The sequence below is a fragment of the Bradyrhizobium sp. 23 genome, from assembly GCF_023073295.1.
GTDB classification, from domain to species: Bacteria; Pseudomonadota; Alphaproteobacteria; order Rhizobiales; family Xanthobacteraceae; genus Bradyrhizobium; species Bradyrhizobium canariense_D.
Window position 1 is genome coordinate 129,310 of the sequence record NZ_JADPJF010000042.1, and the last position, 19,990, is coordinate 149,299.

General features: G+C 63.7%; 20 protein-coding genes and 1 tRNA gene. 14 read left to right on the forward strand and 7 right to left on the reverse strand.

The features are described from left to right. Window positions 1–126: 126 nt before the first annotated feature. From IVB32_RS10330 to IVB32_RS10340, 3 genes are all read right to left on the reverse strand, one after another. The gene (locus tag IVB32_RS10330; RefSeq protein ID WP_085353375.1) at window positions 127–1,407 is read right to left on the reverse strand and encodes an O-acetylhomoserine aminocarboxypropyltransferase; all 1,281 of its coding nucleotides are present in this window, start codon (window positions 1,405–1,407) and stop codon (window positions 127–129) included. Window positions 1,408–1,545: 138 nt separating this feature from the next. Beyond that, window positions 1,546–2,130 (reverse strand): CoA-binding protein, encoded by a 585-nt coding sequence (locus IVB32_RS10335; protein WP_085384765.1) that lies wholly within the window; start codon window positions 2,128–2,130, stop codon window positions 1,546–1,548. 117 nt (window positions 2,131–2,247) lie between these two features. Continuing rightward, entirely contained in the window at window positions 2,248–3,072 is an 825-nt protein-coding gene (locus IVB32_RS10340) for an enoyl-CoA hydratase (protein WP_247369865.1), read from the reverse strand. A gap of 86 nt (window positions 3,073–3,158) precedes the next feature. Between IVB32_RS10340 and IVB32_RS10345 the strand changes: the two genes are divergently transcribed. The 6 genes from IVB32_RS10345 (at window position 3,159) to IVB32_RS10370 (ending at window position 6,844) form a co-directional block, all read left to right on the forward strand. Then, a complete protein-coding gene (locus tag IVB32_RS10345) occupies window positions 3,159–3,587 on the forward strand; it encodes a PaaI family thioesterase (protein ID WP_007603483.1) in 429 nt (142 codons plus the stop codon). 157 nt (window positions 3,588–3,744) lie between these two features. After that, window positions 3,745–4,209 (forward strand): 50S ribosomal protein L13, encoded by a 465-nt coding sequence (gene rplM, locus IVB32_RS10350; RefSeq protein ID WP_018455120.1) that lies wholly within the window; start codon window positions 3,745–3,747, stop codon window positions 4,207–4,209. Window position 4,210: 1 nt separating this feature from the next. Next, window positions 4,211–4,690 (forward strand): 30S ribosomal protein S9, encoded by a 480-nt coding sequence (rpsI, locus tag IVB32_RS10355; RefSeq protein WP_007603485.1) that lies wholly within the window; start codon window positions 4,211–4,213, stop codon window positions 4,688–4,690. 229 nt (window positions 4,691–4,919) lie between these two features. Then, the gene (locus tag IVB32_RS10360) at window positions 4,920–6,152 is read left to right on the forward strand and encodes a GGDEF domain-containing protein (RefSeq protein WP_247369868.1); all 1,233 of its coding nucleotides are present in this window, start codon (window positions 4,920–4,922) and stop codon (window positions 6,150–6,152) included. Between the two features lie 57 nt (window positions 6,153–6,209). Continuing rightward, the gene (locus tag IVB32_RS10365; RefSeq protein WP_018455118.1) at window positions 6,210–6,446 is read left to right on the forward strand and encodes a hypothetical protein; all 237 of its coding nucleotides are present in this window, start codon (window positions 6,210–6,212) and stop codon (window positions 6,444–6,446) included. Window positions 6,447–6,547: 101 nt separating this feature from the next. Further along, entirely contained in the window at window positions 6,548–6,844 is a 297-nt protein-coding gene (locus IVB32_RS10370) for an antibiotic biosynthesis monooxygenase family protein (RefSeq protein ID WP_018455117.1), read from the forward strand. Between the two features lie 6 nt (window positions 6,845–6,850). Here the strand turns inward: IVB32_RS10370 and IVB32_RS10375 are convergent, their stop codons facing one another. Continuing rightward, window positions 6,851–7,987 carry an AI-2E family transporter gene (locus IVB32_RS10375; protein ID WP_039799329.1) on the reverse strand — a complete coding sequence of 379 codons (1,137 nt, stop codon included), beginning with the start codon at window positions 7,985–7,987 and terminating at the stop codon, window positions 6,851–6,853. Window positions 7,988–8,123: 136 nt separating this feature from the next. Between IVB32_RS10375 and IVB32_RS10380 the strand changes: the two genes are divergently transcribed. Beyond that, window positions 8,124–8,828 carry a hypothetical protein gene (locus IVB32_RS10380; protein ID WP_247369870.1) on the forward strand — a complete coding sequence of 235 codons (705 nt, stop codon included), beginning with the start codon at window positions 8,124–8,126 and terminating at the stop codon, window positions 8,826–8,828. A gap of 90 nt (window positions 8,829–8,918) precedes the next feature. Continuing rightward, window positions 8,919–9,692 carry a gamma-glutamyl-gamma-aminobutyrate hydrolase family protein gene (locus tag IVB32_RS10385; RefSeq protein WP_018455114.1) on the forward strand — a complete coding sequence of 258 codons (774 nt, stop codon included), beginning with the start codon at window positions 8,919–8,921 and terminating at the stop codon, window positions 9,690–9,692. Window positions 9,693–10,010: 318 nt separating this feature from the next. Here IVB32_RS10385 and glnA read toward each other — a convergent pair whose 3' ends face one another. Beyond that, window positions 10,011–11,420 (reverse strand): type I glutamate--ammonia ligase, encoded by a 1,410-nt coding sequence (gene glnA / locus IVB32_RS10390; protein ID WP_007603494.1) that lies wholly within the window; start codon window positions 11,418–11,420, stop codon window positions 10,011–10,013. A 149-nt stretch (window positions 11,421–11,569) separates the two neighbouring features. Then, window positions 11,570–11,908, reverse strand: coding sequence for a P-II family nitrogen regulator (locus IVB32_RS10395; RefSeq protein ID WP_007603495.1), 339 nt, complete (start codon window positions 11,906–11,908; stop codon window positions 11,570–11,572). Between the two features lie 380 nt (window positions 11,909–12,288). Here IVB32_RS10395 and IVB32_RS10400 point away from each other — a divergent pair, with 380 nt between their 5' ends. Further along, window positions 12,289–13,788 carry an NAD(P)H-hydrate dehydratase gene (locus IVB32_RS10400; RefSeq protein ID WP_085384770.1) on the forward strand — a complete coding sequence of 500 codons (1,500 nt, stop codon included), beginning with the start codon at window positions 12,289–12,291 and terminating at the stop codon, window positions 13,786–13,788. Next, on the forward strand, window positions 13,788–14,228 hold the full coding sequence (locus IVB32_RS10405; protein ID WP_247410299.1) for a GNAT family N-acetyltransferase: 441 nt from the start codon (window positions 13,788–13,790) through the stop codon (window positions 14,226–14,228). Before IVB32_RS10400 ends, IVB32_RS10405 begins: the two co-directional genes overlap by 1 nt. Before the next feature lies 1 nt (window position 14,229). Here the strand turns inward: IVB32_RS10405 and IVB32_RS10410 are convergent, their stop codons facing one another. Continuing rightward, entirely contained in the window at window positions 14,230–15,534 is a 1,305-nt protein-coding gene (locus IVB32_RS10410) for a multicopper oxidase domain-containing protein (RefSeq protein WP_247369875.1), read from the reverse strand. A gap of 153 nt (window positions 15,535–15,687) precedes the next feature. Here IVB32_RS10410 and IVB32_RS10415 point away from each other — a divergent pair. The 4 genes from IVB32_RS10415 (at window position 15,688) to clpX (ending at window position 19,986) form a co-directional block, all read left to right on the forward strand. Continuing rightward, window positions 15,688–15,772 (forward strand) — tRNA-Leu (locus IVB32_RS10415). Between the two features lie 173 nt (window positions 15,773–15,945). After that, window positions 15,946–17,307, forward strand: a complete 1,362-nt coding sequence (tig, locus tag IVB32_RS10420) for a trigger factor (RefSeq protein ID WP_085362115.1) — start codon at window positions 15,946–15,948, stop codon at window positions 17,305–17,307. Window positions 17,308–17,638: 331 nt separating this feature from the next. Then, window positions 17,639–18,274: an ATP-dependent Clp protease proteolytic subunit gene (locus IVB32_RS10425; protein WP_007611005.1), complete on the forward strand. Its 636-nt coding sequence runs from the start codon at window positions 17,639–17,641 to the stop codon at window positions 18,272–18,274. 440 nt (window positions 18,275–18,714) lie between these two features. Beyond that, window positions 18,715–19,986 (forward strand): ATP-dependent Clp protease ATP-binding subunit ClpX, encoded by a 1,272-nt coding sequence (clpX, locus tag IVB32_RS10430; protein WP_007603503.1) that lies wholly within the window; start codon window positions 18,715–18,717, stop codon window positions 19,984–19,986. Window positions 19,987–19,990: the final 4 nt, after the last annotated feature.

Genomic DNA, 19,990 nt, shown 5'->3' on the forward strand with positions numbered 1-19,990 from the left:
GCAGCATCGTCGGCTCCGAATCAAAGGGGCGATCCAGTGACGATGTATGCGGCAGATATGGTTAATGACTGTTAACTGGAGCCATATTCCGGGGCGCACTCAGGCGCCCCGGAATGACCAGGACAGCTACGTGCCCAGCGCCTGTTCCAGATCGGCGATCAAATCTTCCTTGTCCTCGATGCCGATCGAGAGCCGCACCACGTCGGGGCCGGCGCCGGACTTGACCTTAGCGGCGTCGTCGAGCTGGCTGTGCGTGGTCGAGGCCGGATGGATGACCAGCGAGCGGGTGTCGCCGACATTGGCCAGATGCGAGAACAGCTGCAACTTCGACACCAGGCTGACGCCGGCATCGTAGCCGCCCTTCAGGCTGAAGGTGAACACGGCGCCGGCACCCTTCGGCGCGTATTTGCGCGCGAGCTGGTTGTACTTGTCGCTTGCAAGGCCCGCATAGTTCACCGCGGCCACCGCCGGATGGCCGGCGAGGAATTCGGCGACCGCTTTCGCATTGTCGCAGTGCTTCTGCATGCGCAGCGGCAATGTCTCGATGCCGGTGAGGATCATGAAGGCGTTGAACGGCGACAGCGCGGGTCCGAGGTCGCGCAGGCCGAGCACGCGGCAGGCGATCGCGAAGGCGAAATTGCCAAACGTCTCCTGGAGCCGGATGCCGTGATATTCGGGCCGCGGCTCCGATAGCATCGGATATTTGCCGCCTGTCGACCAGTCGAAAGTGCCGGCATCGACGATGATGCCGCCGATCGAATTGCCGTGGCCGCCGAGAAATTTCGTCAGCGAGTGCACGACGATGTCGGCGCCGTGGTCGATCGGGCGGATCAGATAGGGCGAGGCCAGCGTATTGTCGACGATCAGCGGGACGCCCGCCTTGCGCGCCACCGTCGAGATCGCCTCGATGTCGGTGATGCTGCCGGCGGGATTGGCGATGGACTCGATGAAGATCGCTTTCGTGCGCGGCGTGACCGCGCGTTCGAAGCTCGCGATGTCGTCGGGATCGGCCCACACCACGTTCCAGCCGAAGCTCTTGAACGCGTGGGTGAACTGGTTGATGGAGCCGCCATAGAGCTTTCGCGCGGCGATGAACTCGTCGCCGGGCTGGAGCAATTGCTGCAACACCACGACCTGCGCGGCATGGCCCGAGGCCACCGCCAGCGCGGCCGTGCCGCCTTCGAGTGCTGCGACGCGCTCTTCCAGCACCGCGTTGGTGGGATTGCCGATGCGGGTATAGATGTTGCCGAAGGCCTGCAGGCCGAACAGAGAGGCGGCGTGGTCGGCGTCGTTGAAGACGAACGACGTCGTTTGATAGATCGGAGTCGCGCGCGCACCAGTGGTGGGATCGGGCTGTGCACCGGCATGCACGGCGAGGGTCGAAAATCCCGGAAGGCGATCGCTCATTGAGGGCGTCCTGTTCTCGTGGTCTGAAATCGCGCGGCATGCTGATTGGCGCCGCGGCTGCCGTCAAGGCGCGGCTTCACATCGGAACGATCGTGCTACGCATTGTCGCGTTCGCGAAATGAAACCTTCGCAACTGCGTCAGCTTTGCTCGGTCTTGTTTTTGGCGGCGCGGTCCGATGCCGCGGTTTCGCCGCCGCCGACACTCATCCGATTGAGGGATAGCCGCATGCCCTGCGTCGGCACCGGAGCGCGTTTCGAGCTCAGCGTGCGTGAATTGACGCCCATCCACGAGATCTCCGACGACAGGCGGCCATATTCGATCTTGGGGCAGCGGTTCATCACCACCTTGATACCGACCGATTCCGCCTTCAGCGCCGCCGCATCGTCGCGTGCCCCCAACTGCATCCAGATCACCATCGGCAGCGGATCGAGCGTGAGGGCTTCCTCGACCACGGGCATGATGTGGCTGGAGTTGCGGAAAATGTCGATCATGTCGACGGGACGGCCGATGTCGGACAGCGAGGCGACGAAGGGTTTTCCGAGCAGCTCCTTGCCGACATGGCCGGGATTGACCGGGATCATGTCGTAGCCACGCTGGGCCAGATATTTGAACGCGAAATAGCTCGGCCGCACGTTGGCCGGCGAGGCGCCGACCATCGCGATCGATTTCACGTTGTTGAGGATGCCCCGGATGTAATTGTCGGGATAGGCGTCGTGGTTCATTGGCTCATCTTTTCGGGCTCATCTTTCGCCGTCATTGCGAGGAGCGAAGCGACGAAGCAATCCAGTCTGTCTCCGAGGAGGGATTCTGGATTGCTTCGCTTCGCTCGCAATGACGAATTACTCATCCCGCCATGTCGGCGTGCGCTTCTCGATGAAGGCGCCAATGCCTTCCTCGGCGTCGCGCGCCATCATGTTCTCGGTCATCACCTCTGCCGCATAGCGATAGGCATCTGCAAGGTTCATCTCGGCCTGGCGGTAGAACGCCTCCTTGCCGAGCTTGACGGTATAGGCGGATTTCAGCGCGACCTGTTCGGCGAGCGCAATGGCGGCATGGCGCTCGCTGCCGGCGGCGACGACACGATTGACGAGCCCGATCTCGCGAGCGCGTGCGGCCGGGATCGGCTCGCCTGTCAGCAACATCTCCATCGCCTGCTTGCGCGGCACATTGCGCGACAGCGCCACCATTGGCGTCGAGCAGAACAGGCCGATGTCGACGCCCGGAGTGGCGAAGTGTGCTGCTTCCGAGGCGATCGCGAGATCGCAGCTGGCCACGAGCTGGCAGCCGGCCGCGGTCGCGATGCCCTGGACGGATGCGACCACGGGCTTGGGCAGGTGCACGATCGCCTGCATCATCGCGCTGCAGGCGGTCATCATCTCGGCGAAGAAGGCACGGCCGCGATCCGGATCGGCGCGACGCGCGGTCAGCTCCTTCATGTCGTGGCCGGCGGAGAAGGCGGGACCGTTGGCCGCGATCACGACGCCGCGGACGGACTTGTCGTCGCGGATCTCGTTGAGCTCGGCATGCAGGCTTGCGATCATCGCCGCCGACAGGCTGTTGCGGGCGGCCGGGCGGTTGAGGGTCAGGACCGCGATAGGGCCGACGGTCTCGCGCAGCAGGATCGGCAGTTGCGGGGAGGGGGCGCGGGCGGCCTGGACGGACATCAAAGCGTTTCCGGTTGGATTATTGCGATTGGATGACGCAGATAACTTAATGTAACAGGGGACGTGAAGCGAGGGTGAGGGGCAGCATGGCGTTAGCGAAAATGAGCGTGGCGGAGCTCGAGCAGTTCCTCCGCAACGAGTTTCCCCAGGCCTTCAGCGGCGACGACATCACGATCGAGAGCGCGGACGGTCAGGCCTGCCTTTTGCGTCAGCGCTATAGCGAAAAGATGCTGCGGCCGGGTGGAACCGTGTCCGGCCCGACCCTGATGGCGCTCGCCGATTTCGCGATGTACGTGGTGCTGTTGTCCGCGATCGGGCCGATCGGGCTCGCGGTGACCACCAATCTCAACATTAACTTCCTGCGCAAGGGCCAGCCCGGGCAGGACGTGCTGGCGGAGGCGCGGCTGCTCAAGCTCGGCAAGCGCCTCGCAGTCGGTGAGGTGAAGCTATTGTCCGGCACCTCGCCCGATCCGATTGCGCATGTCACCTCGACCTATTCCATTCCAAACGTTTGAACTTTTTACGGGTATCTTAATACCATATTTCTAAGTCGTTGATATTGAACAAGTAAATTCCGCCTTTGGGCATTGACCGCGGCGCCTCTGTTCTCTAAAAAACCGCCAGTCCGGTGCGGTGTTCGCGCCGATGCTCCCCGTTCACGGAAACTCTGACATGAAAACCTTTTCGGCAAAGCCGGCTGAGGTGACGAAGAAGTGGGTACTGATCGACGCCAAGGGTCTGGTCGTCGGCCGTCTCGCCACCATCGTCGCCATGCGCCTGCGCGGCAAGCACCTCCCGACCTACACCCCGCACGTTGATTGCGGCGACAACATCATCATCATCAACGCGCAGCATGCGGTTCTCACCGGCCGCAAGCGCGAGCAGAAGACCTATTACAAGCACACCGGCTATGTCGGCCACGTCAAGGAGCGCACCGCGCGCCAGATCCTCGAGGGCAAGCATCCCGAGCGCGTGCTGGAGAAGGCCGTCGAGCGCATGATCCCGCGTGGCCCGCTCGGTCGCGTCCAGATGGGCAACCTGCGCGTCTATGGCGGCGCCGATCATCCGCACGAGGCCCAGACGCCCGAGAAGATCGACATCGCCAAGTTGAACCGCAAGAACACGAGGGCCGCATAACATGGCCGAATCCATCCAGTCGCTCGACCAGCTCTCGCAGCTCAAGACGGCGGCCGCGCCCGACGCGCCCAAGCACGAGAAGAAAGTCGACAAGTTCAACCGCGCCTATGCCACCGGCAAGCGCAAGGACGCGGTCGCCCGCGTCTGGATCAAGCCAGGCGCCGGCAAGGTCACGGTCAACGCGCGCGAGGTCGAGGTCTATTTCGCCCGTCCCGTGCTGCGCATGATGATCGAGCAGCCGTTCTCCGTGGCCGCGCGGTCCGGCCAGTATGACGTGATCTGCACCGTCGCCGGCGGTGGTCTGTCCGGCCAGGCCGGTGCCGTCCGTCACGGCATCTCCAAGGCACTGACCTATTTCGAGCCGGAGCTGCGCACCGTGCTCAAAAAGGGCGGCTTCCTCACCCGCGACTCCCGCGTGGTCGAGCGCAAGAAGTACGGCAAGGCCAAGGCCCGCCGGTCCTTCCAGTTCTCGAAGCGTTAATCGCATCGGTCGCATTCGTCGCGAAAGCGGCTTCAATGAGATGCAAAAGGGCGCTGATTTCAGCGCCCTTTTTGCTGTTCGTTTGTATGCAAATTGATGGCGTGTTTCCTGAAAACTTGGGCTCGCATGAAAACCTGAATGGAACCCGCGGGACATAGCGTCGCTTTTGGAAGGGCGCGCAAATCGGTTGATCCGATCGCGTAACTGCTATGTCTAGAAGGGGGCCGACATGATGTCGCTCGATAGCATCACGCTCTATTTGGTCGCCACCATGGTCGCCGCACTGCTCGGCGCCATGATGGTGTTTTTCGGAAGGCAGGAGAATAGCGCTGCGCTGAAATGGTGGGGCACCGCCTATCTCCTCGGCGCCGCATCGGTCGCGCTCTGGACGGCGGCGGGCGACAGATTGGGGCCGCATCTTTACCTTGCGCTGAACGCGGTCGGCTTCGTCGCGTGCGGCATGGTGTGGAATGCGGCGCGCGTCTTCCACGGCCGCAAGCCGAATTGGCCGGGTCTCCTGGTCGGCGCGCTCGCCTGGGTCGCTGCCGCCACGTTGCTCGATCCCCCCGCGTCCATGCTGCGCATGATCGTCGGCGCCGGCATCGTGTCGGTCTATGCGGCGTTGACCGCCAGCGAGCTCTGGGTCGAGCGACGCAAGAGCCTGCAACGGCGCTGGCCGGCCTTCGTGGTGCCGGTGATGCACGGCTGCGTCTTGATGCTGCCGATCGTGCTCGGCAGCTTCCTGCGTCCGCACGATGCGGGTTTCGCCAGCAGCATCTGGGTCACCGTGTTCGCGGTCGAGCTCGTGCTTTATGCCGTCGGCACCGTGTTCGTGATCTTCATGCTGGTGTCCGAGCGCACCGTCACCGCGCACCGGACCGCCGCCTCCACCGATCCGCTGACCGGCATGCTCAACCGCCGCGGCTTCTCGGAAGCCTGCGGGCGCGTGATCGAGCGCGAGGCAAAGGCCGGACGTCCCGTGACCGTGATGATCTTCGATATCGATCATTTCAAGTCGATCAACGACCGGTTCGGCCATCCCGCCGGCGACGAGATGCTGAAACTGTTCTCGACCGTCGTCGTCAGCAATCTGCGCATCAGCGACATGTCGGGTCGCATCGGCGGCGAGGAGTTCGCCGCCCTCCTGCCGTGTTCGCTCGAGGAGGGCGTGCTGGTCGCTGAGCGCGTGCGCGAGGCCTTCGAGACCTCCGGCGTCGTCGTCGACGAGGGCCCGGTCGACACCACCGTCAGCATCGGCGTCGCCGGCGGTCCGGCCGGCACCGAGCTCGAAGTGCTGCTGGCCTCGGCCGACACCGCGCTCTACCAGGCCAAGCGCGGCGGCCGAAACCGCGTCGAGTCGGCGGAGGAGCTGCCACTGTCGCTGGAGAACTGGCGCCGCCAGAGCGCCGCGCGGATCGGCGTGCCCAACACGCAGTCCAAAGCGCAGCCGGCGACCGCCTAGGCAAAGGAGGCCTCGCCGTAATCCCCTGTTTACCATTCGATCCCTACCATTGCGGTCATGGAATCGATCCGTCGACAGAACCCGCAGACCGCCTTGATGTCGCTCGAAGCCGCGGCGACTTCGGCACGCGGCGGCTTCGCGTGCCTGTTCTCGACCGCGGACGAATACGAGAGCGCGCTGATCACCGAGCGCCGCGCCCAGGGGCGCTACACGCAAGGCCGCAATTACTGGCCGCTCGCGCTGTTCGCCGGTTGTGCGCTGATGGTGGTGGGCACCGTTCTGCTGCTCGCCTGAGTGATCTTCATTCTTGGACCGGGCAGGGCGCCGTTTCGGCGCCTTTTTCTTTGTCGCGGGCTGCGGTAGACACGCCCATCGAACAAAATGGGTGGAAACAGATGATCACCGAGATCGCGCAAATCGACGTCAAGCCGGGCAGCGAGAAGGATTTTGAGGCCGCCGTTGCCAAGGCGAAGGCCGCTTTCGGCCGCTCCAAGGGTTTTCACGGTTTCGAGCTGCACAAGTCGATCGAGAAGCCGCAGCGCTATCGTCTGATGGTGAAGTGGGAGACGCTCGAGAACCACACCGTCGATTTTCGCGGCTCCGAGAATTTCACCGAATGGCGCGGCCTCGTCGGCCAGTATTTTGCTGCACCGCCTGAGGTGGAGCACACCGAAACCGTGCTCATCACCTGAGGCGGCTCAGGCCGCCTCCGCCAGAGGCGGCGCTTCATACGTCTTGAAATGGTCGATCACGACTTTGGCGATGGCGACCAGTGGCAGCGCCAGCGCCAGGCCCCAGATCCCGAACACGACGCCGAGCAGGATCTGGAACGCGAACAGCGTGGCCGGCGGAATGTCCAGTGCCTGCCGCTGCAGCAGGGGCGTCAGCACGTAGCTCTCCATGGCGTGGACGCCCATGAAGAGGAGAAACGCCGACAGCGCCGGAATCCATCCTGAGGCGAGGCTCGCCAGCACGACCACGACGCCGGCTATGATGGCGCCGACGGTCGGAATGAAGCCGAGCAGTCCCGCCTGAATCCCGAGAATGAAGGAGCCCGGGATGCCGATGATGAGAAGCCCGATCCAGGTTACCGCGCCGACCGCGAGCATGACGATCATCTGTGCGATCAGCCATCGTTCAAGTGTCTCGCTGACGCGGTCGATGATGACGGCCGTGCGCGCGCGATGTTTTGCAGGCGCGATGAACAGCAATCCCTCGCGATAGACGCTGGGTTGGGCGGCGAAGGCGACTCCCAGAAACAGCACGATGAAGATGTTTCCCACGCCGTGGATGGTGCCAAGCAGCAGCTTGAACGTCTGGCTCACGATCGCCCCGCCGCTGGAGGCAAGGGCGCCTGCGCCGGGTATTGCCCCGCGCGACGCCGTGCCGGCCGACGGCGTCGGCTCCGGTTGCGCGTCGGGAGACGAACCGGGTCCGGAGCTCCCGAAATCGAAGAAGCTGGTGTCGATGCCGTGATTGTCCAGGAATGATTTGACGTTGCCGATCTGGGATTTGATGGTTTTGCTGAGTCCCGCCGCCTGATCGGCGATGGTGGCGCCGCCGAGATATGCGATGCCCGCGAGCATCAGCGCGAGGGCCAAGCAGACGATCGCGAGCCGCAGCGTATGCGGAAGACGCGCGTGCCGGCCAAGCGCGTTGGTCAGCGCGTTGAGCCCAAGGCCCAGCAGCACCCCGGCGAAGATCAGGAGCAGGGTGGTCGCGAAGTACCAGGAGAACGCGAGCAGCACGGCGAACAGCACCACACCGATGCCGCCGACCGAAATGCCCCAAGCCAGATCAAAACGGGTCGGGGGTCGTTCATTCGGGAATGTGATCACGCAATGTCCTTTAGGTGGACCGGGGGGCACTCTTTCGACAAACACGCTTTTGATCAAGACCGCGTCAACGCGCTTGTTTGACGCTGCCGTATGAACGGTGCAGACCGACGAGGAGAGAACAGATGGGGCGCGCTTGAGTTTCATCAGCAAATGGGTGGGTCTGCTCGGGCTTCTGGCCGTGCTCGTGATTGGCGACCAGATCCGGATCAATCGGCCCGGTCACAAATATCGCCTCGCGGTCGAGGTGACGACGCCTGACGGGATCAAGACCGGGTCGGGCATTCTGTCCGTCGTGCCCGATCGCGGCTATAGCCGGGGCGGCCGCACCACGATGCGCGGCGAGGCCGTGTTCGTCGACCTCGGCCGGGGAAAGAATGTGGTGGCATTGCTCGCGCATCAGCAGGGCGCGAAGCTCGATCTCGACGACATCAACTATGTCGCGCTCCGCGCTTATGGCGCTGCGCGAGGCAACCGCGTCTCGTTCAACGAGCTCAACCGGCAGACCGGCGTCGTCGCGGTGCAGGGCGACCTAATGCCCGCGCTGGTGAGCTTTGGCGATCCCCTGGACCCTACGACCGCGCGCCTTGTCGCCGGCGACCATGTGGAGGCGGTGCTGGGCGACGGTTACGCACTCCGTGGCCTTACCGCCGAAATAGTGCCCAACGGGCTTTGGCCGATCGATTTCGGTGGCGCGCTCGGGGAGCCCGTGACGCGCGGAATCGAGACGAAACTGCCCTGGTTGGCTGCGCCGGGCGACCCGGCGGCGACCGCGCTGAAGACCGCCGGCCTGCCCCTTGGCGGCGCGATCGTGGCCCGGGAGGCATTTGCGCGAAAATAGCATTGCCGTCCCGCGTACCCTTCTGTTGAATTTGTTCCACCCCAGGGGCATGTTTGGAGAATCGTCTTCGGCGAGAGGTCTGAACGGGAGATGAGAAAGCCGGTCGTCGGCGTGATCGGGAACGCCCATCGCGTTGAGAATCGATTTCAGGTCCAGATGGTCGGCGAGCGTAATCTGCGCGCCGTGGCCGAGGTTTCCGGCGGTCTGCCGGTGATGTTCGCGGGCTCGCCCGACATCACCGATATCGGCGCGCTGCTCGATACCGTCGACGGAATCGTGCTCACCGGCGCCCGCGCCAACGTCCATCCGACCCGTTTCAACGTCGATCCGTGTGAGGCGCACGAGCCCTACGACATCCACCGCGACGAGGTGGCGCTGGCGCTCTCGGTCGCCTGCGTTGCCCGCGGTATCCCGCTGTTCGGCATCTGCAGGGGCCTCCAGGAGATGAACGTCGCCTTCGGCGGCTCGCTGCATCCCGAGATCCGCGAAATCCCGGGCCGCATGAACCATCGCATGCCAAGGCTTGAGAATGGTGAGATCCATCCCGACCCGACAGTGGTGTTCGCCGATCGTCACGACGTCGATCTGACACCGGGCGGCGCGTTCGCGGAATTGCTCGGCTGTGACAAGATCAGGGTCAATTCGCTGCACGGCCAGGGCATCCTCGATCCCGGCAAGCGCGTGCTGATCGAGGGCATTGCCGAGGACGGCACCATCGAGGCGATCCGGATCGCGGAAGCCAAGACCTTTGCGCTCGGCGTGCAATGGCACGCCGAATACGACCCGCAGCACAATCCGATCAATCGAAAACTGTTCGAGGCGTTCGGTCAGGCCATGGTGGCGAAGCAGCGCGCGGCGGCGTAGCTGCGGGGCTGCGCCGAGGCCTATAAGGCTATCGATCGTTTCGACCGGCGGCGGAGGATTGGCGATTTTCGCAAACAGGCACGAGAACTAGTCTCCAGGATGGATTTCGCGGCGCTGAATGCATCCTGCGAATTACCAACAGCGCTCGCGATCTCTCGGGCGCAATAAACCAGATATCAAGAATTGATGCGCGCCAGTTTTCTCGATTCCGATTCGTTCTTTGAGAACGAAATGGAGTCAGACGCAGAACGAAACTCGATGACCACAAAAAAGGCGCCCCGAGGGGCGCCTTTCGTGCGTCGTGGTCGTTCGGGCCGCCTAGCCCGAATAGTACATCTCGAACTCGACCGGGTGCGGGGTCATTTCGAAGCGGGCGACTTCGGTCATCTTCAGCTCGATATAGGCGTCGATGAAATCGTCGTCGAACACGCCGCCGTTCTTCAGGAAGCCGCGGTCCTTGTCGAGGTTTTCCAGCGCCTCGCGCAAGCTGCCGCACACCGTCGGGATCTGCTTCAGCTCTTCCTTCGGCAGATCGTAGAGGTCCTTGTCCATCGCCGGACCCGGATCGATCTTGTTCTTGATGCCGTCGAGGCCCGCCATCAGCATCGCGGCGAAGCCGAGATAGGGATTGGCGAGCGGATCGGGGAAGCGCACCTCGACACGCTTGGCCTTCGGCGAAGCAGTGTAGGGGATCCGGCAGGAGGCCGAGCGGTTGCGCGCGGAATAGGCGAGCAGCACGGGAGCCTCATAGCCCGGGACCAGACGCTTGTAGGAGTTGGTCGACGGGTTGGTGAAGGCGTTGATCGCCTTGGCGTGCTTGATGATGCCGCCGATGTAATGGAGGCAGGTCTCCGACAGGTCGGCGTATTTGTTGCCGGCGAACACCGGCTTGCCGTCCTTCCAGATCGACTGGTGCACGTGCATGCCCGAGCCGTTGTCGCCGAACACCGGCTTCGGCATGAAGGTGGCGGTCTTGCCGTAGATGTGCGCGACCTGATGAATGCAGTATTTGTAGATCTGCATGTGGTCGGCCATCAGCGTCAGCGTGTCGAACTTCATGCCGAGCTCGTGCTGGGCGGAGGCGACTTCGTGATGGTGCTTCTCGACCTTCACACCCATCTTGGCCATGGCGCCGAGCATCTCCGAGCGCATGTCCTGCACGGAATCCTGCGGCGGCACCGGGAAGTAGCCGCCCTTGGTGCGGACACGATGGCCGAGATTGCCGCCTTCATATTCGGTGTCGGAGTTGGTCGGCAGCTCCGAGGAGTCGAGGCGGAAGCCGGTGCTGTAGGGATTGGCGGAGAAGCGCACGTCGTCGAACACGAAGAATTCGGCTTCGGGGCCGACGAAGACGGTGTCGCCAACGCCCATCGACTTCACCATCGCCTCGGCCTTCTTGGCGATGCCGCGGGGATCGCGGTTGTAGGGCTCGCCGGTGGTCGGCTCGAGCACGTCGCAGGTGATGACCATGGTGGTCTCGGCGAAGAACGGATCGATCGTCGCGGTCACCGGATCGGGCATCAGGCACATGTCGGACTCGTTGATCGCCTTCCAGCCGGCGATCGATGAGCCGTCGAACATCGTGCCTTCGGCGAAAATGTCCTCATCGATCATGCTGATGTCGAAGGTGACGTGCTGCCACTTGCCGCGCGGATCGGTGAAGCGCAGGTCGACGTATTTGACGTCGTTGTCCTTGATCGATTTCAGGACGTCTTTGGCGGTCTTCATGCATACCCCTTTTGGCTCTGCGGGTCGGTTTCCAAACTTCGAGCGACCGTGTTCACGCTTCTTGAGGCGCGCGAGGCACAAACAAAACGAGGCCGCCGAAGCAGCCTATTTCTTGTCAGAATGTCGCAAAATGCGGGATAGCACCCGGCTCAGATAGCGTCCAGCCCGGATTCGCCGGTTCGGATGCGGATCGCCTCTTCGATGTTGGAGACGAAAATCTTGCCGTCGCCGATGCGCCCGGTTTGCGCGGCGCGGCGGATTGCGTCGATGGCGCGCTCGACCAGATCGTCGCCGATCACGATCTCGATCTTCACCTTGGGCAGGAAGTCGACGATGTATTCTGCGCCGCGGTACAGCTCGGCGTGACCCTTCTGCCGGCCGAAGCCCTTGGCTTCGGTGACGGTGATGCCCTGAAGGCCGACTTCCTGAAGCGCTTCCTTCACCTCGTCGAGCTTGAATGGCTTGATGATGGCTTCGATTTTCTTCACTGCGCGCCTCCCGGCCTTTCGAACAAATAGCAACGTCTTCGTCAGGATGCGCTTTCTTAACGCACGATCTTGTCTTCGCTATGCCGGGATCCCTGACCAGTCCGGCAACAACGGCCGGCCACACCCTGATAAATGCCAGTGAGCACGACGAACCGAAGCGACTTCCGCGAAAGCAGGGTCTATGCCAAGTTGCAAATGCCCTGATTATTGGAGCGTTATCAGCCTTTTAACGTGCAGCTCTGATAGGTGGCGCCGACCCGCACAAAATACCGCAGACTACGAAATAGGCAAACGGTTCAATACTTGTGCAGATCGTTGTTCCGCCGGATAGCCCGGTGCGGAACGTGCCTGTTGAAAAGGCTTTTGGACAGGGAAGTGGCATGGAAGTTCTGACCAACGCCGAAATGCAGCGCGCCGACCAGCTCAGCATTGCGGCAGGCACCCCCGGCTTCAAGCTGATGCTCAGCGCCGGTCAGGCGGTCGCCGAGGCCGCCCACGCGCTGGTGGAGGAGGGGCCAATCCTGATCGTGGCCGGCCCGGGCAACAACGGCGGGGACGGTTTTGTCGCAGCCGCCGAGCTCGCCGCGCAAGGCCGCGAGGTCTCGGTGATCCTGATGTGCGAGCGGGACCAGCTCCAGGGCGATGCGGCCTCGGCCGCGCGGGGTTGGAAACACCCGGTGCTCCCGTTCAACCCGCAGGCGATCGGGCGACCGGCGCTGATCATCGATGCGCTGTTCGGCGCGGGCCTCAGCCGTCCCGTCGAGGGCGAGGCGCGTGAGATGATCGAGGCGATCAACGCCAATGGTGCGCCGGTGCTCGCGGTCGACCTGCCGAGCGGCATCAACGGCACCAGCGCGGCCGTGCTGGGCGTGGCCGTGAACGCCGCCGAGACCGTCACCTTCTTCCGCAAGAAGCCGGCGCATCTGCTGCTGCCGGGGCGCATGCATTGCGGTCACGTCCGCGTCGCCGACATCGGCATCGAGGCGCAGGTGCTGGACGAGATCGCGCCGCAGATTTTTGAGAACGATCCGGACTTCTGGGGCTCGGCCTTTCCGGTGCCGCGCATCGACGGCCATAAATACGCGCGAGGTCATGTGCTGGCGGTCTCGGGCGATGCGGCGGCGACCGGTGCGGCGCGGCTCGCCGCGCGCGGGGCGCTGCGCGCCGGCGCGGGCCTGGTGACTCTGGCCACGCCGCGTGATGCGCTGGCGATCAATGCGGCTGCGCTCACCGCGGTGATGGTTCACCCCGTCGATACCGCCATCGAGTTCGGCGAGCTGCTCGGCGACAAGCGTTACAACACCTGCATCATCGGCCCTGGCGCGGGCGTCGGCGAGCGCACCTGCGATCTCGTCCACACGGCGCTTACCTCCCAGCGGCGCCTGGTGCTCGACGCGGATGCGCTGACGAGCTTTGCCGCCAATCCCGAGCGCCTGTTCGAATCGATCAAGACGTCGCAGGACAAGGCGGTGGTGCTGACGCCGCACGAGGGCGAGTTCCCGCGGCTGTTCTCCGACCTCAGCAATAAACATCCGGGGCGCTCGAAGATCGAGCGCGTGCGCGCCGCCGCCGAGCGCTCCGGCGCGGTCGTGCTGCTGAAGGGCGCCGACACCACGATTGCCGCGCCCGACGGCCGCGCCACTATCGCCGCCAACGCTCCGCCCTGGCTCGCCACCGCGGGTGCCGGCGACGTCCTCGCCGGCATCATCGCAGGCCTCCTTGCGCAGGGCGTCCCGGCGTTCGAAGCCGCCAGCATCGCGGTGTGGATGCATGGCGAAGCGGCGAGCGAGGCGGGGCCGGGCCTGATCGCGGAGGATCTCACCGAGACGCTGCCCGCCGTGCACCGACGGATCTATCATGCGCTGGGGATCGAGTACTAATGCTCAGGCCGCTCGCGCTCACCGATATGGGCGCGGCGGCGCAGGTTCACCGGGCTGCATTCGACCATGCGATGCCCTCGCTTGCTGGGCTGCATACGCCGGATGAGGACCGCTGGTTCTACCGCGAGCATGTCTTGGCGACGTGCCGCGTGTGGGGACGCTTCGATGCCGATGTACTGAGCGGAATCATCGCTGTCCGTGACGGCTGGGTCGAGCAGCTTTACGTGCTTCCTGCTGTTCAAGGGCGCGGCGTCGGCACCGAACTCCTCGATATCGCCAAGCGGGCCAGCGAACAGCTGGAGCTCTGGACCTTCCAGCGCAACGCGTTGGCGCGCCGCTTCTATGAAGCGCGCGGGTTCACGCTGATCGAGCAGACCAACGGGACCCGAAACGAGGAGAAAGAACCGGACGCTCGCTATCTTTGGACGCGTGGCCGATAGCTCACTCCACCCCGTACCAGCGCACCAGCCGCGGCGCGGCCCAGTCGGTGACGACGGATTCGATCAGCCACTGTCCGGGGGAGGCCGCAGCGAACGCGATGCGCTGGGTCTGGCCGGGTTCGATCGCGAGCGTGTCGAGCCAATAGGGCTTCCAGCCGTCGTCGAGCTTGTCGAGCAGGCGGAAATGGTGGCCGTGGAGATGGAAGACGGTTGCGACGGGGGCGGGGTTCTTGAGGGCCAACACGACGGTGCGGCCGGCCTTGGTGCGAAAGGCGGGGGCGGAGGACGTCGAGAAATTTGCGGCCCGTACCCACCCGGCGTCGGCTGCCCCGAGAGCGACATCGAATCGCAGGGCGCCCCTCAGATCGAGCCGGTCGGGCAGGTCATTCGGAGGGAGTGGCAAGAGCGGCGACAGCGGCGCACGCCGCTCAAGCTTGCCGGAGACCATCAGGCGGCCGACTTGGCGCGCCTCCTTGCGGTCATGCAGCAGGAATGGGGCCGATGTGGCCGCATCCACGAAGGCGTCGGCGCGTGCGCCGGGAGCCAGCACCAGCGCGCCGTTGCGAGCCGGGAACGGCTCGGCCGGCTGTCCGTCCAGGGCCAGCACCTGGACCTCGTGACTTTCCAATTTGATCGCCAGAACAGAACGTTGGGAGCCGTTGATAAAGCGCAGCCGCAGCCGCTCATTGGCCGAAGCTGAGAGTTCGAATGAAGTCGTTCCGTTGATTGTATAGAGCGGGGATGTGTCCTTCGGGTCCCGGCCCGGGGCAAGTGCGGTCCCATCCGGCCGCAGCCGCCACTCCTCGATCAAGAGGACCACGTCGCGATCGGCGGCGACCGTGTTGGTCTCGGTGGCGATGATCGGAAGCGGGCGCGCGGGCTGCTTCAGGCCGTCCTCGAACAGCCGGAAGTCGGCCAACAGGGTTCCCGCGGTTGGCACTGAAATGATTGATGTTTCCGTCGCGTCCGGGGCCGTCGGTGCGCGACCCCGAAGCGGGTCGGCCGCGGCCGGGCCATTGAGGCCGTACCAAACTGGTGCAAGCGGCACAGGCAGGTCGTTGCGGAAGACCACCTCGCAGCGGTCGCCACGTTTGAGGCGGACATCCCCGAGATGGCTGACGGCGGCCAGCTCCCAGATGGGTGTAGCCGGCTGCCCCGACCTCAGAGCCAGCGTTGCCGGCCTTGCCTGAAGCGCGAGTTGGGCGGTCACGGCCGGGACTGCGCCGCCCGCCGTCAGCCCGGCCGCAGAGGCGCCAAATCCGGCCAAAACCTCGCGCCTCGTCAGGTCGAAGATCCGCGTTTTCATGGGCCGATCCGGACCACGCCGTGCTGGATAAGTCCAGCCGTCGTGCCTAGGTGAAGCCTGCCTCTATCGGGCCATTTTTTTGCTGCGAACAGGCGGGCACATGCTATAAGCCCGCCGCCCGCGGCATCGCGGCCGGTCTTGATGCAAATTTACGCGGGCGTGGCGGAACTGGTAGACGCGCTGGATTTAGGTTCCAGTGACGAAAGTTGTGGGGGTTCGAGTCCCTCCGCCCGCACCAAGCGCTTTCAGCGTTTGCACGGATTACGCGATCTGCTCCCGCGCGGATGTTTGTCCGCCGGAAGTCGGTCCGATGAACCACCGGCGTTGAGGCGTTCGCCTCGCGCCGGATCGATTAATGACAGCGTCCCGACGCATGCGCGCCGGGACCGAACGAGAAGAAGATTGGACACCATGCAGGTCACAGAAACCCTCTCGGAAGGTTTGAAGCGCGAGTTTAAGATCAGCGTTCCCGCGTCTGATCTCGACGCCAAGGCCGGTGCCAAGCTCGTCGACCTCAAGGACAAGGTTCGCATCAACGGCTTCCGTCCCGGCAAGGTGCCGGTCACGCACCTCAAGAAGGTCTATGGCCGCTCGGTGATGGCCGAGACCATCGACCAGACCATCCGCGACACCAACACTCAGCTGTTCTCCGAGCGCGGCTTCCGCCTGGCGACCGAACCGAAGATCACCATGCCGACCGAGCAGGCCGAGGTCGAGGAGCTGCTCAACGGCAAAACCGATCTGACCTACACGGTTGCGATCGAGGTGGTGCCGTCGATTGCGCTCGCCGACTTCAAGACCTTCGAGGTCGAAAAGCCCGTGGCCGAAGTCACCGACGCCGACGTCGACGAGGCGATCAAGCGCATCGCCGATTCGAACCGTGGCTATGCCGCGAAGGGCGAGGGCGCCAAGGCCGAATCGGGTGATCGCGTCACCGTCGCCTTTAAGGGCACCATCAACGGCGAAGCCTTCGAAGGCGGCGCCGGCGAGGGCATCCAGGTGGTGATCGGATCCAACACCTTCATCCCCGGCTTCGAAGAGCAGCTCATCGGCATCGCCGCCAACGAGACCCGCACGCTGAAGGTGGCGTTCCCCAAGAACTACATGAACGACAAGCTTGCCGGCCAGCCGGCCGAGTTCGAGACCACCGCGACGCTGATCGAGGCGCCGCAGGATCTCGCGATCGACGACGAGTTCGCGAAGACGCTCGGCCTGGAATCGCTGGACAAGCTGAAGGAAGCGGCGCGCGAGCGGCTGGTGGCCGAGTTCGCGACCGCGACCCGCCAGCGCGTCAAGCGCGCGCTGCTCGACCGCCTCGACGAGGCCCATCGCTTCGAGGCTCCGCCCTCGCTGGTCGACGAGGAGTTCAATCTGATGTGGAACTCGGTGAAGGCCGAGATGGACTCCGCCGGCAAGACCTTCGCCGACGAAGACACCACTGAAGACGCCGCCAAGGAAGAGTACCGCAAGATCGCCGATCGTCGCGTGCGGCTCGGCCTCGTGCTCTCGGAGATCGGCGAGAAGAACAAGATCTCCGTGACCGATGACGAGGTCGGCCGCGCCGTGATCGAGCGGGCGCGCTCGATGCCGGGCCGCGAGAAGGAGGTCTGGGACTATTACCGCAGCAACGCCCAAGCGTTGGCCCAGCTTCGTGCACCGATCTATGAGGACAAGGTCGTCGACTTCATCCTCGAGCTTGCCAAGGTGACCGAGAAGAAGGTCTCGCGCGACGATCTCTACAAGGACGACGAGGCGGAAAAGACCGCGGCCTGAGGGCTCCAGAAGAGCCTTTAGGAAAGCCTCCAGGATAGCCTTGCATTAAGGATGATCAGCGAAGAGGTCGAGCTAGCCAGGTGGCCGGCTGGGCCTCTTTGTACGAATCAGCTTCAACTGCCTCACGGATTAAGCCTTAATTCGCTCCGCACTTGTCAGGCGCGAATTGGGCTATATCTGTCGCTACGCCCTCTGCTTCTGCCAAGTGCCTCTACCAAGTTCTTCTGCCAAGTTCCTGCATCACGGGACGTCCATCGGCCTTCCGGCAGATCCAGCCCCGACTGGCAGCCGGGCCTGGCGATGTCCGCCTCTTCAAAACCCTAGGTGACTCATGCGCGATCCGGTTGAAACCTACATGAACCTCGTGCCCATGGTGGTCGAGCAGACCAACCGTGGCGAGCGCGCCTACGACATTTTCTCGCGCCTTCTGAAAGAGCGCATCATCTTCCTGACCGGGCCGGTCGAGGACGGCATGTCGACGCTGATCGTCGCGCAGCTGTTGTTCCTTGAGGCGGAAAATCCGAAGAAGGAAATCTCGATGTACATCAACTCGCCGGGCGGCGTGGTGACGTCGGGCCTCGCGATCTACGACACCATGCAGTTCATTCGTCCGCCGGTCTCGACGCTGTGCACCGGCCAGGCCGCCTCGATGGGCTCGCTGCTGCTCTGCGCCGGCGAGAAGGACATGCGCTTCTCGCTGCCGAACGCGCGCATCATGGTGCATCAGCCCTCCGGCGGCTTCCAGGGCCAGGCCACCGACATCATGCTGCACGCCCAGGAAATCCTGAACCTGAAGAAGCGGCTCAACGAGATCTACGTGAAGCACACCGGCCAGACCTACAAGGCGATCGAGGACGCGCTGGAACGCGACAAGTTCCTGACCGCGAGCGACGCCAAGGAGTTCGGCCTGGTCGACAGGGTGATCGACAAGCGCGCCGAGGAAACCGCGTCGCCGAAGACCCCGTAGCACTACTGTGCCGGCAATCCCTCTGGGACCGCGGGCACATCAGGGAGCGTTCACGTTAAGGACACGTGCGCGCGTCGCAAAACGCACTTTTGCGCCCTGCGACAGGCAGAAAGTTCCGCTTTCGTGCTTGTTTTTCGTGGCAATCCAGCAACGCCGGGGTGATTTCGATCACTTCGCCCGTGCCAAGACCGGAAATCACGGTATTGTCACGGGTAGCCGGCGACCCCCGATTAGCGAATTCTTGATAGTCGGGTGCCAGCATGGTTCGCTATGACTGATCGGCTATGATCGCGGGGAATCGAATGACCGCGATTCGCACGGCATGTAACGCGTAGGGTCTTTTTTGGTACGGAATTTGCTCTATTTGAAGGACTGTACCGGCTGTCGTGCCGGAATAGGGCGATCGAGCGGACGGGATCGAACCGCGGACGGAGACATGAATGAGTAAGGTCGGCACGAGCGACTCCAAGAACACGCTGTATTGCTCGTTCTGCGGCAAGAGCCAGCACGAAGTGCGCAAACTGATCGCGGGTCCCACGGTCTTCATTTGCGACGAGTGCGTTGAGCTCTGCATGGACATCATTCGCGAGGAGAACAAATCCTCGCTGGTGAAGTCGCGCGACGGGATTCCGACGCCGAAGGAAATCTGCAAGGTGCTGGACGATTACGTGATCGGCCAGAACCATGCGAAGAAGGTCCTCTCGGTCGCGGTGCACAATCACTACAAGCGCCTCAACCACCAGACCAAGCACAACGACGTCGAGCTTGCGAAGTCGAACATCCTGCTGATCGGTCCGACCGGCTCGGGCAAGACGCTGCTCGCGCAGACGCTCGCCCGCATCCTGGACGTGCCGTTCACGATGGCGGATGCGACGACGCTGACCGAAGCCGGCTATGTCGGCGAGGACGTCGAGAACATCATCCTGAAGCTGCTCCAGGCCGCCGACTACAATGTCGAGCGTGCCCAGCGCGGCATCGTCTACATCGACGAAATCGACAAGATCAGCCGCAAGTCCGACAATCCCTCGATCACGCGCGACGTGTCGGGTGAGGGCGTGCAGCAGGCGCTGCTCAAGATCATGGAAGGCACGGTGGCTTCGGTCCCGCCGCAGGGCGGCCGCAAGCATCCGCAGCAGGAGTTCCTGCAGGTGGACACCACCAATATCCTGTTCATCTGCGGTGGTGCGTTCTCGGGCCTCGAAAAGATCATCTCGGCACGCGGACGTTCGACCTCGATCGGTTTCGCCGCTCAGGTGCTCGCACCGGAAGACCGCCGCACCGGCGAAATCTTCCGTCATGTCGAGCCTGAGGATCTCCTGAAGTACGGCCTGATCCCGGAATTCGTCGGCCGTCTGCCCGTCGTGGCGACGCTGGAGGATCTGGACGAGGCTTCGCTCAAGAAGATCCTGGTCGAGCCGAAGAACGCGCTGGTGAAGCAGTACCAGCGGCTGTTCGAGATGGAGAACATCGAGCTGACCTTCGCCGACGAGGCGCTTGGCGCGGTTGCCCGCAGGGCGATCGAGCGCAAGACCGGTGCGCGGGGGCTGCGTTCAATCCTCGAGGCGATCCTGCTCGAGACCATGTTCGACCTGCCGGGCCTCGAAGGTGTGGAAGAAGTCGTGATTTCCCGCGAAGTCGTGGAAGGAACGGCGCGTCCGCTCTACATCTACGCCGATCGGTCCGATCGCGCCGTCGAGAACGCCAGCGCCTGATTTC

Bases quoted from the DNA above. Each gene is read 5' to 3' on its own strand.
- IVB32_RS10410 (WP_247369875.1), bottom strand. From the start codon at position 15,534: ATGAAAACGCGGATCTTCGACCTGACGAGGCGCGAGGTTTTGGCCGGA.
- rpsI (WP_007603485.1), top strand. From the start codon at position 4,211: ATGGCCGAATCCATCCAGTCGCTCGACCAGCTCTCGCAGCTCAAGACG.
- glnA (WP_007603494.1), bottom strand. From the start codon at position 11,420: ATGAAGACCGCCAAAGACGTCCTGAAATCGATCAAGGACAACGACGTC.
- IVB32_RS10425 (WP_007611005.1), top strand. From the start codon at position 17,639: ATGCGCGATCCGGTTGAAACCTACATGAACCTCGTGCCCATGGTGGTC.
- IVB32_RS10385 (WP_018455114.1), top strand. From the start codon at position 8,919: ATGAGAAAGCCGGTCGTCGGCGTGATCGGGAACGCCCATCGCGTTGAG.
- IVB32_RS10370 (WP_018455117.1), top strand. From the start codon at position 6,548: ATGATCACCGAGATCGCGCAAATCGACGTCAAGCCGGGCAGCGAGAAG.
- IVB32_RS10345 (WP_007603483.1), top strand. From the start codon at position 3,159: ATGGCGTTAGCGAAAATGAGCGTGGCGGAGCTCGAGCAGTTCCTCCGC.
- IVB32_RS10405 (WP_247410299.1), top strand. From the start codon at position 13,788: ATGCTCAGGCCGCTCGCGCTCACCGATATGGGCGCGGCGGCGCAGGTT.
- tig (WP_085362115.1), top strand. From the start codon at position 15,946: ATGCAGGTCACAGAAACCCTCTCGGAAGGTTTGAAGCGCGAGTTTAAG.
- IVB32_RS10340 (WP_247369865.1), bottom strand. From the start codon at position 3,072: ATGTCCGTCCAGGCCGCCCGCGCCCCCTCCCCGCAACTGCCGATCCTG.
- IVB32_RS10400 (WP_085384770.1), top strand. From the start codon at position 12,289: ATGGAAGTTCTGACCAACGCCGAAATGCAGCGCGCCGACCAGCTCAGC.
- clpX (WP_007603503.1), top strand. From the start codon at position 18,715: ATGAGTAAGGTCGGCACGAGCGACTCCAAGAACACGCTGTATTGCTCG.
- rplM (WP_018455120.1), top strand. From the start codon at position 3,745: ATGAAAACCTTTTCGGCAAAGCCGGCTGAGGTGACGAAGAAGTGGGTA.
- IVB32_RS10365 (WP_018455118.1), top strand. From the start codon at position 6,210: ATGGAATCGATCCGTCGACAGAACCCGCAGACCGCCTTGATGTCGCTC.
- IVB32_RS10330 (WP_085353375.1), bottom strand. From the start codon at position 1,407: ATGAGCGATCGCCTTCCGGGATTTTCGACCCTCGCCGTGCATGCCGGT.
- IVB32_RS10360 (WP_247369868.1), top strand. From the start codon at position 4,920: ATGATGTCGCTCGATAGCATCACGCTCTATTTGGTCGCCACCATGGTC.
- IVB32_RS10335 (WP_085384765.1), bottom strand. From the start codon at position 2,130: ATGAACCACGACGCCTATCCCGACAATTACATCCGGGGCATCCTCAAC.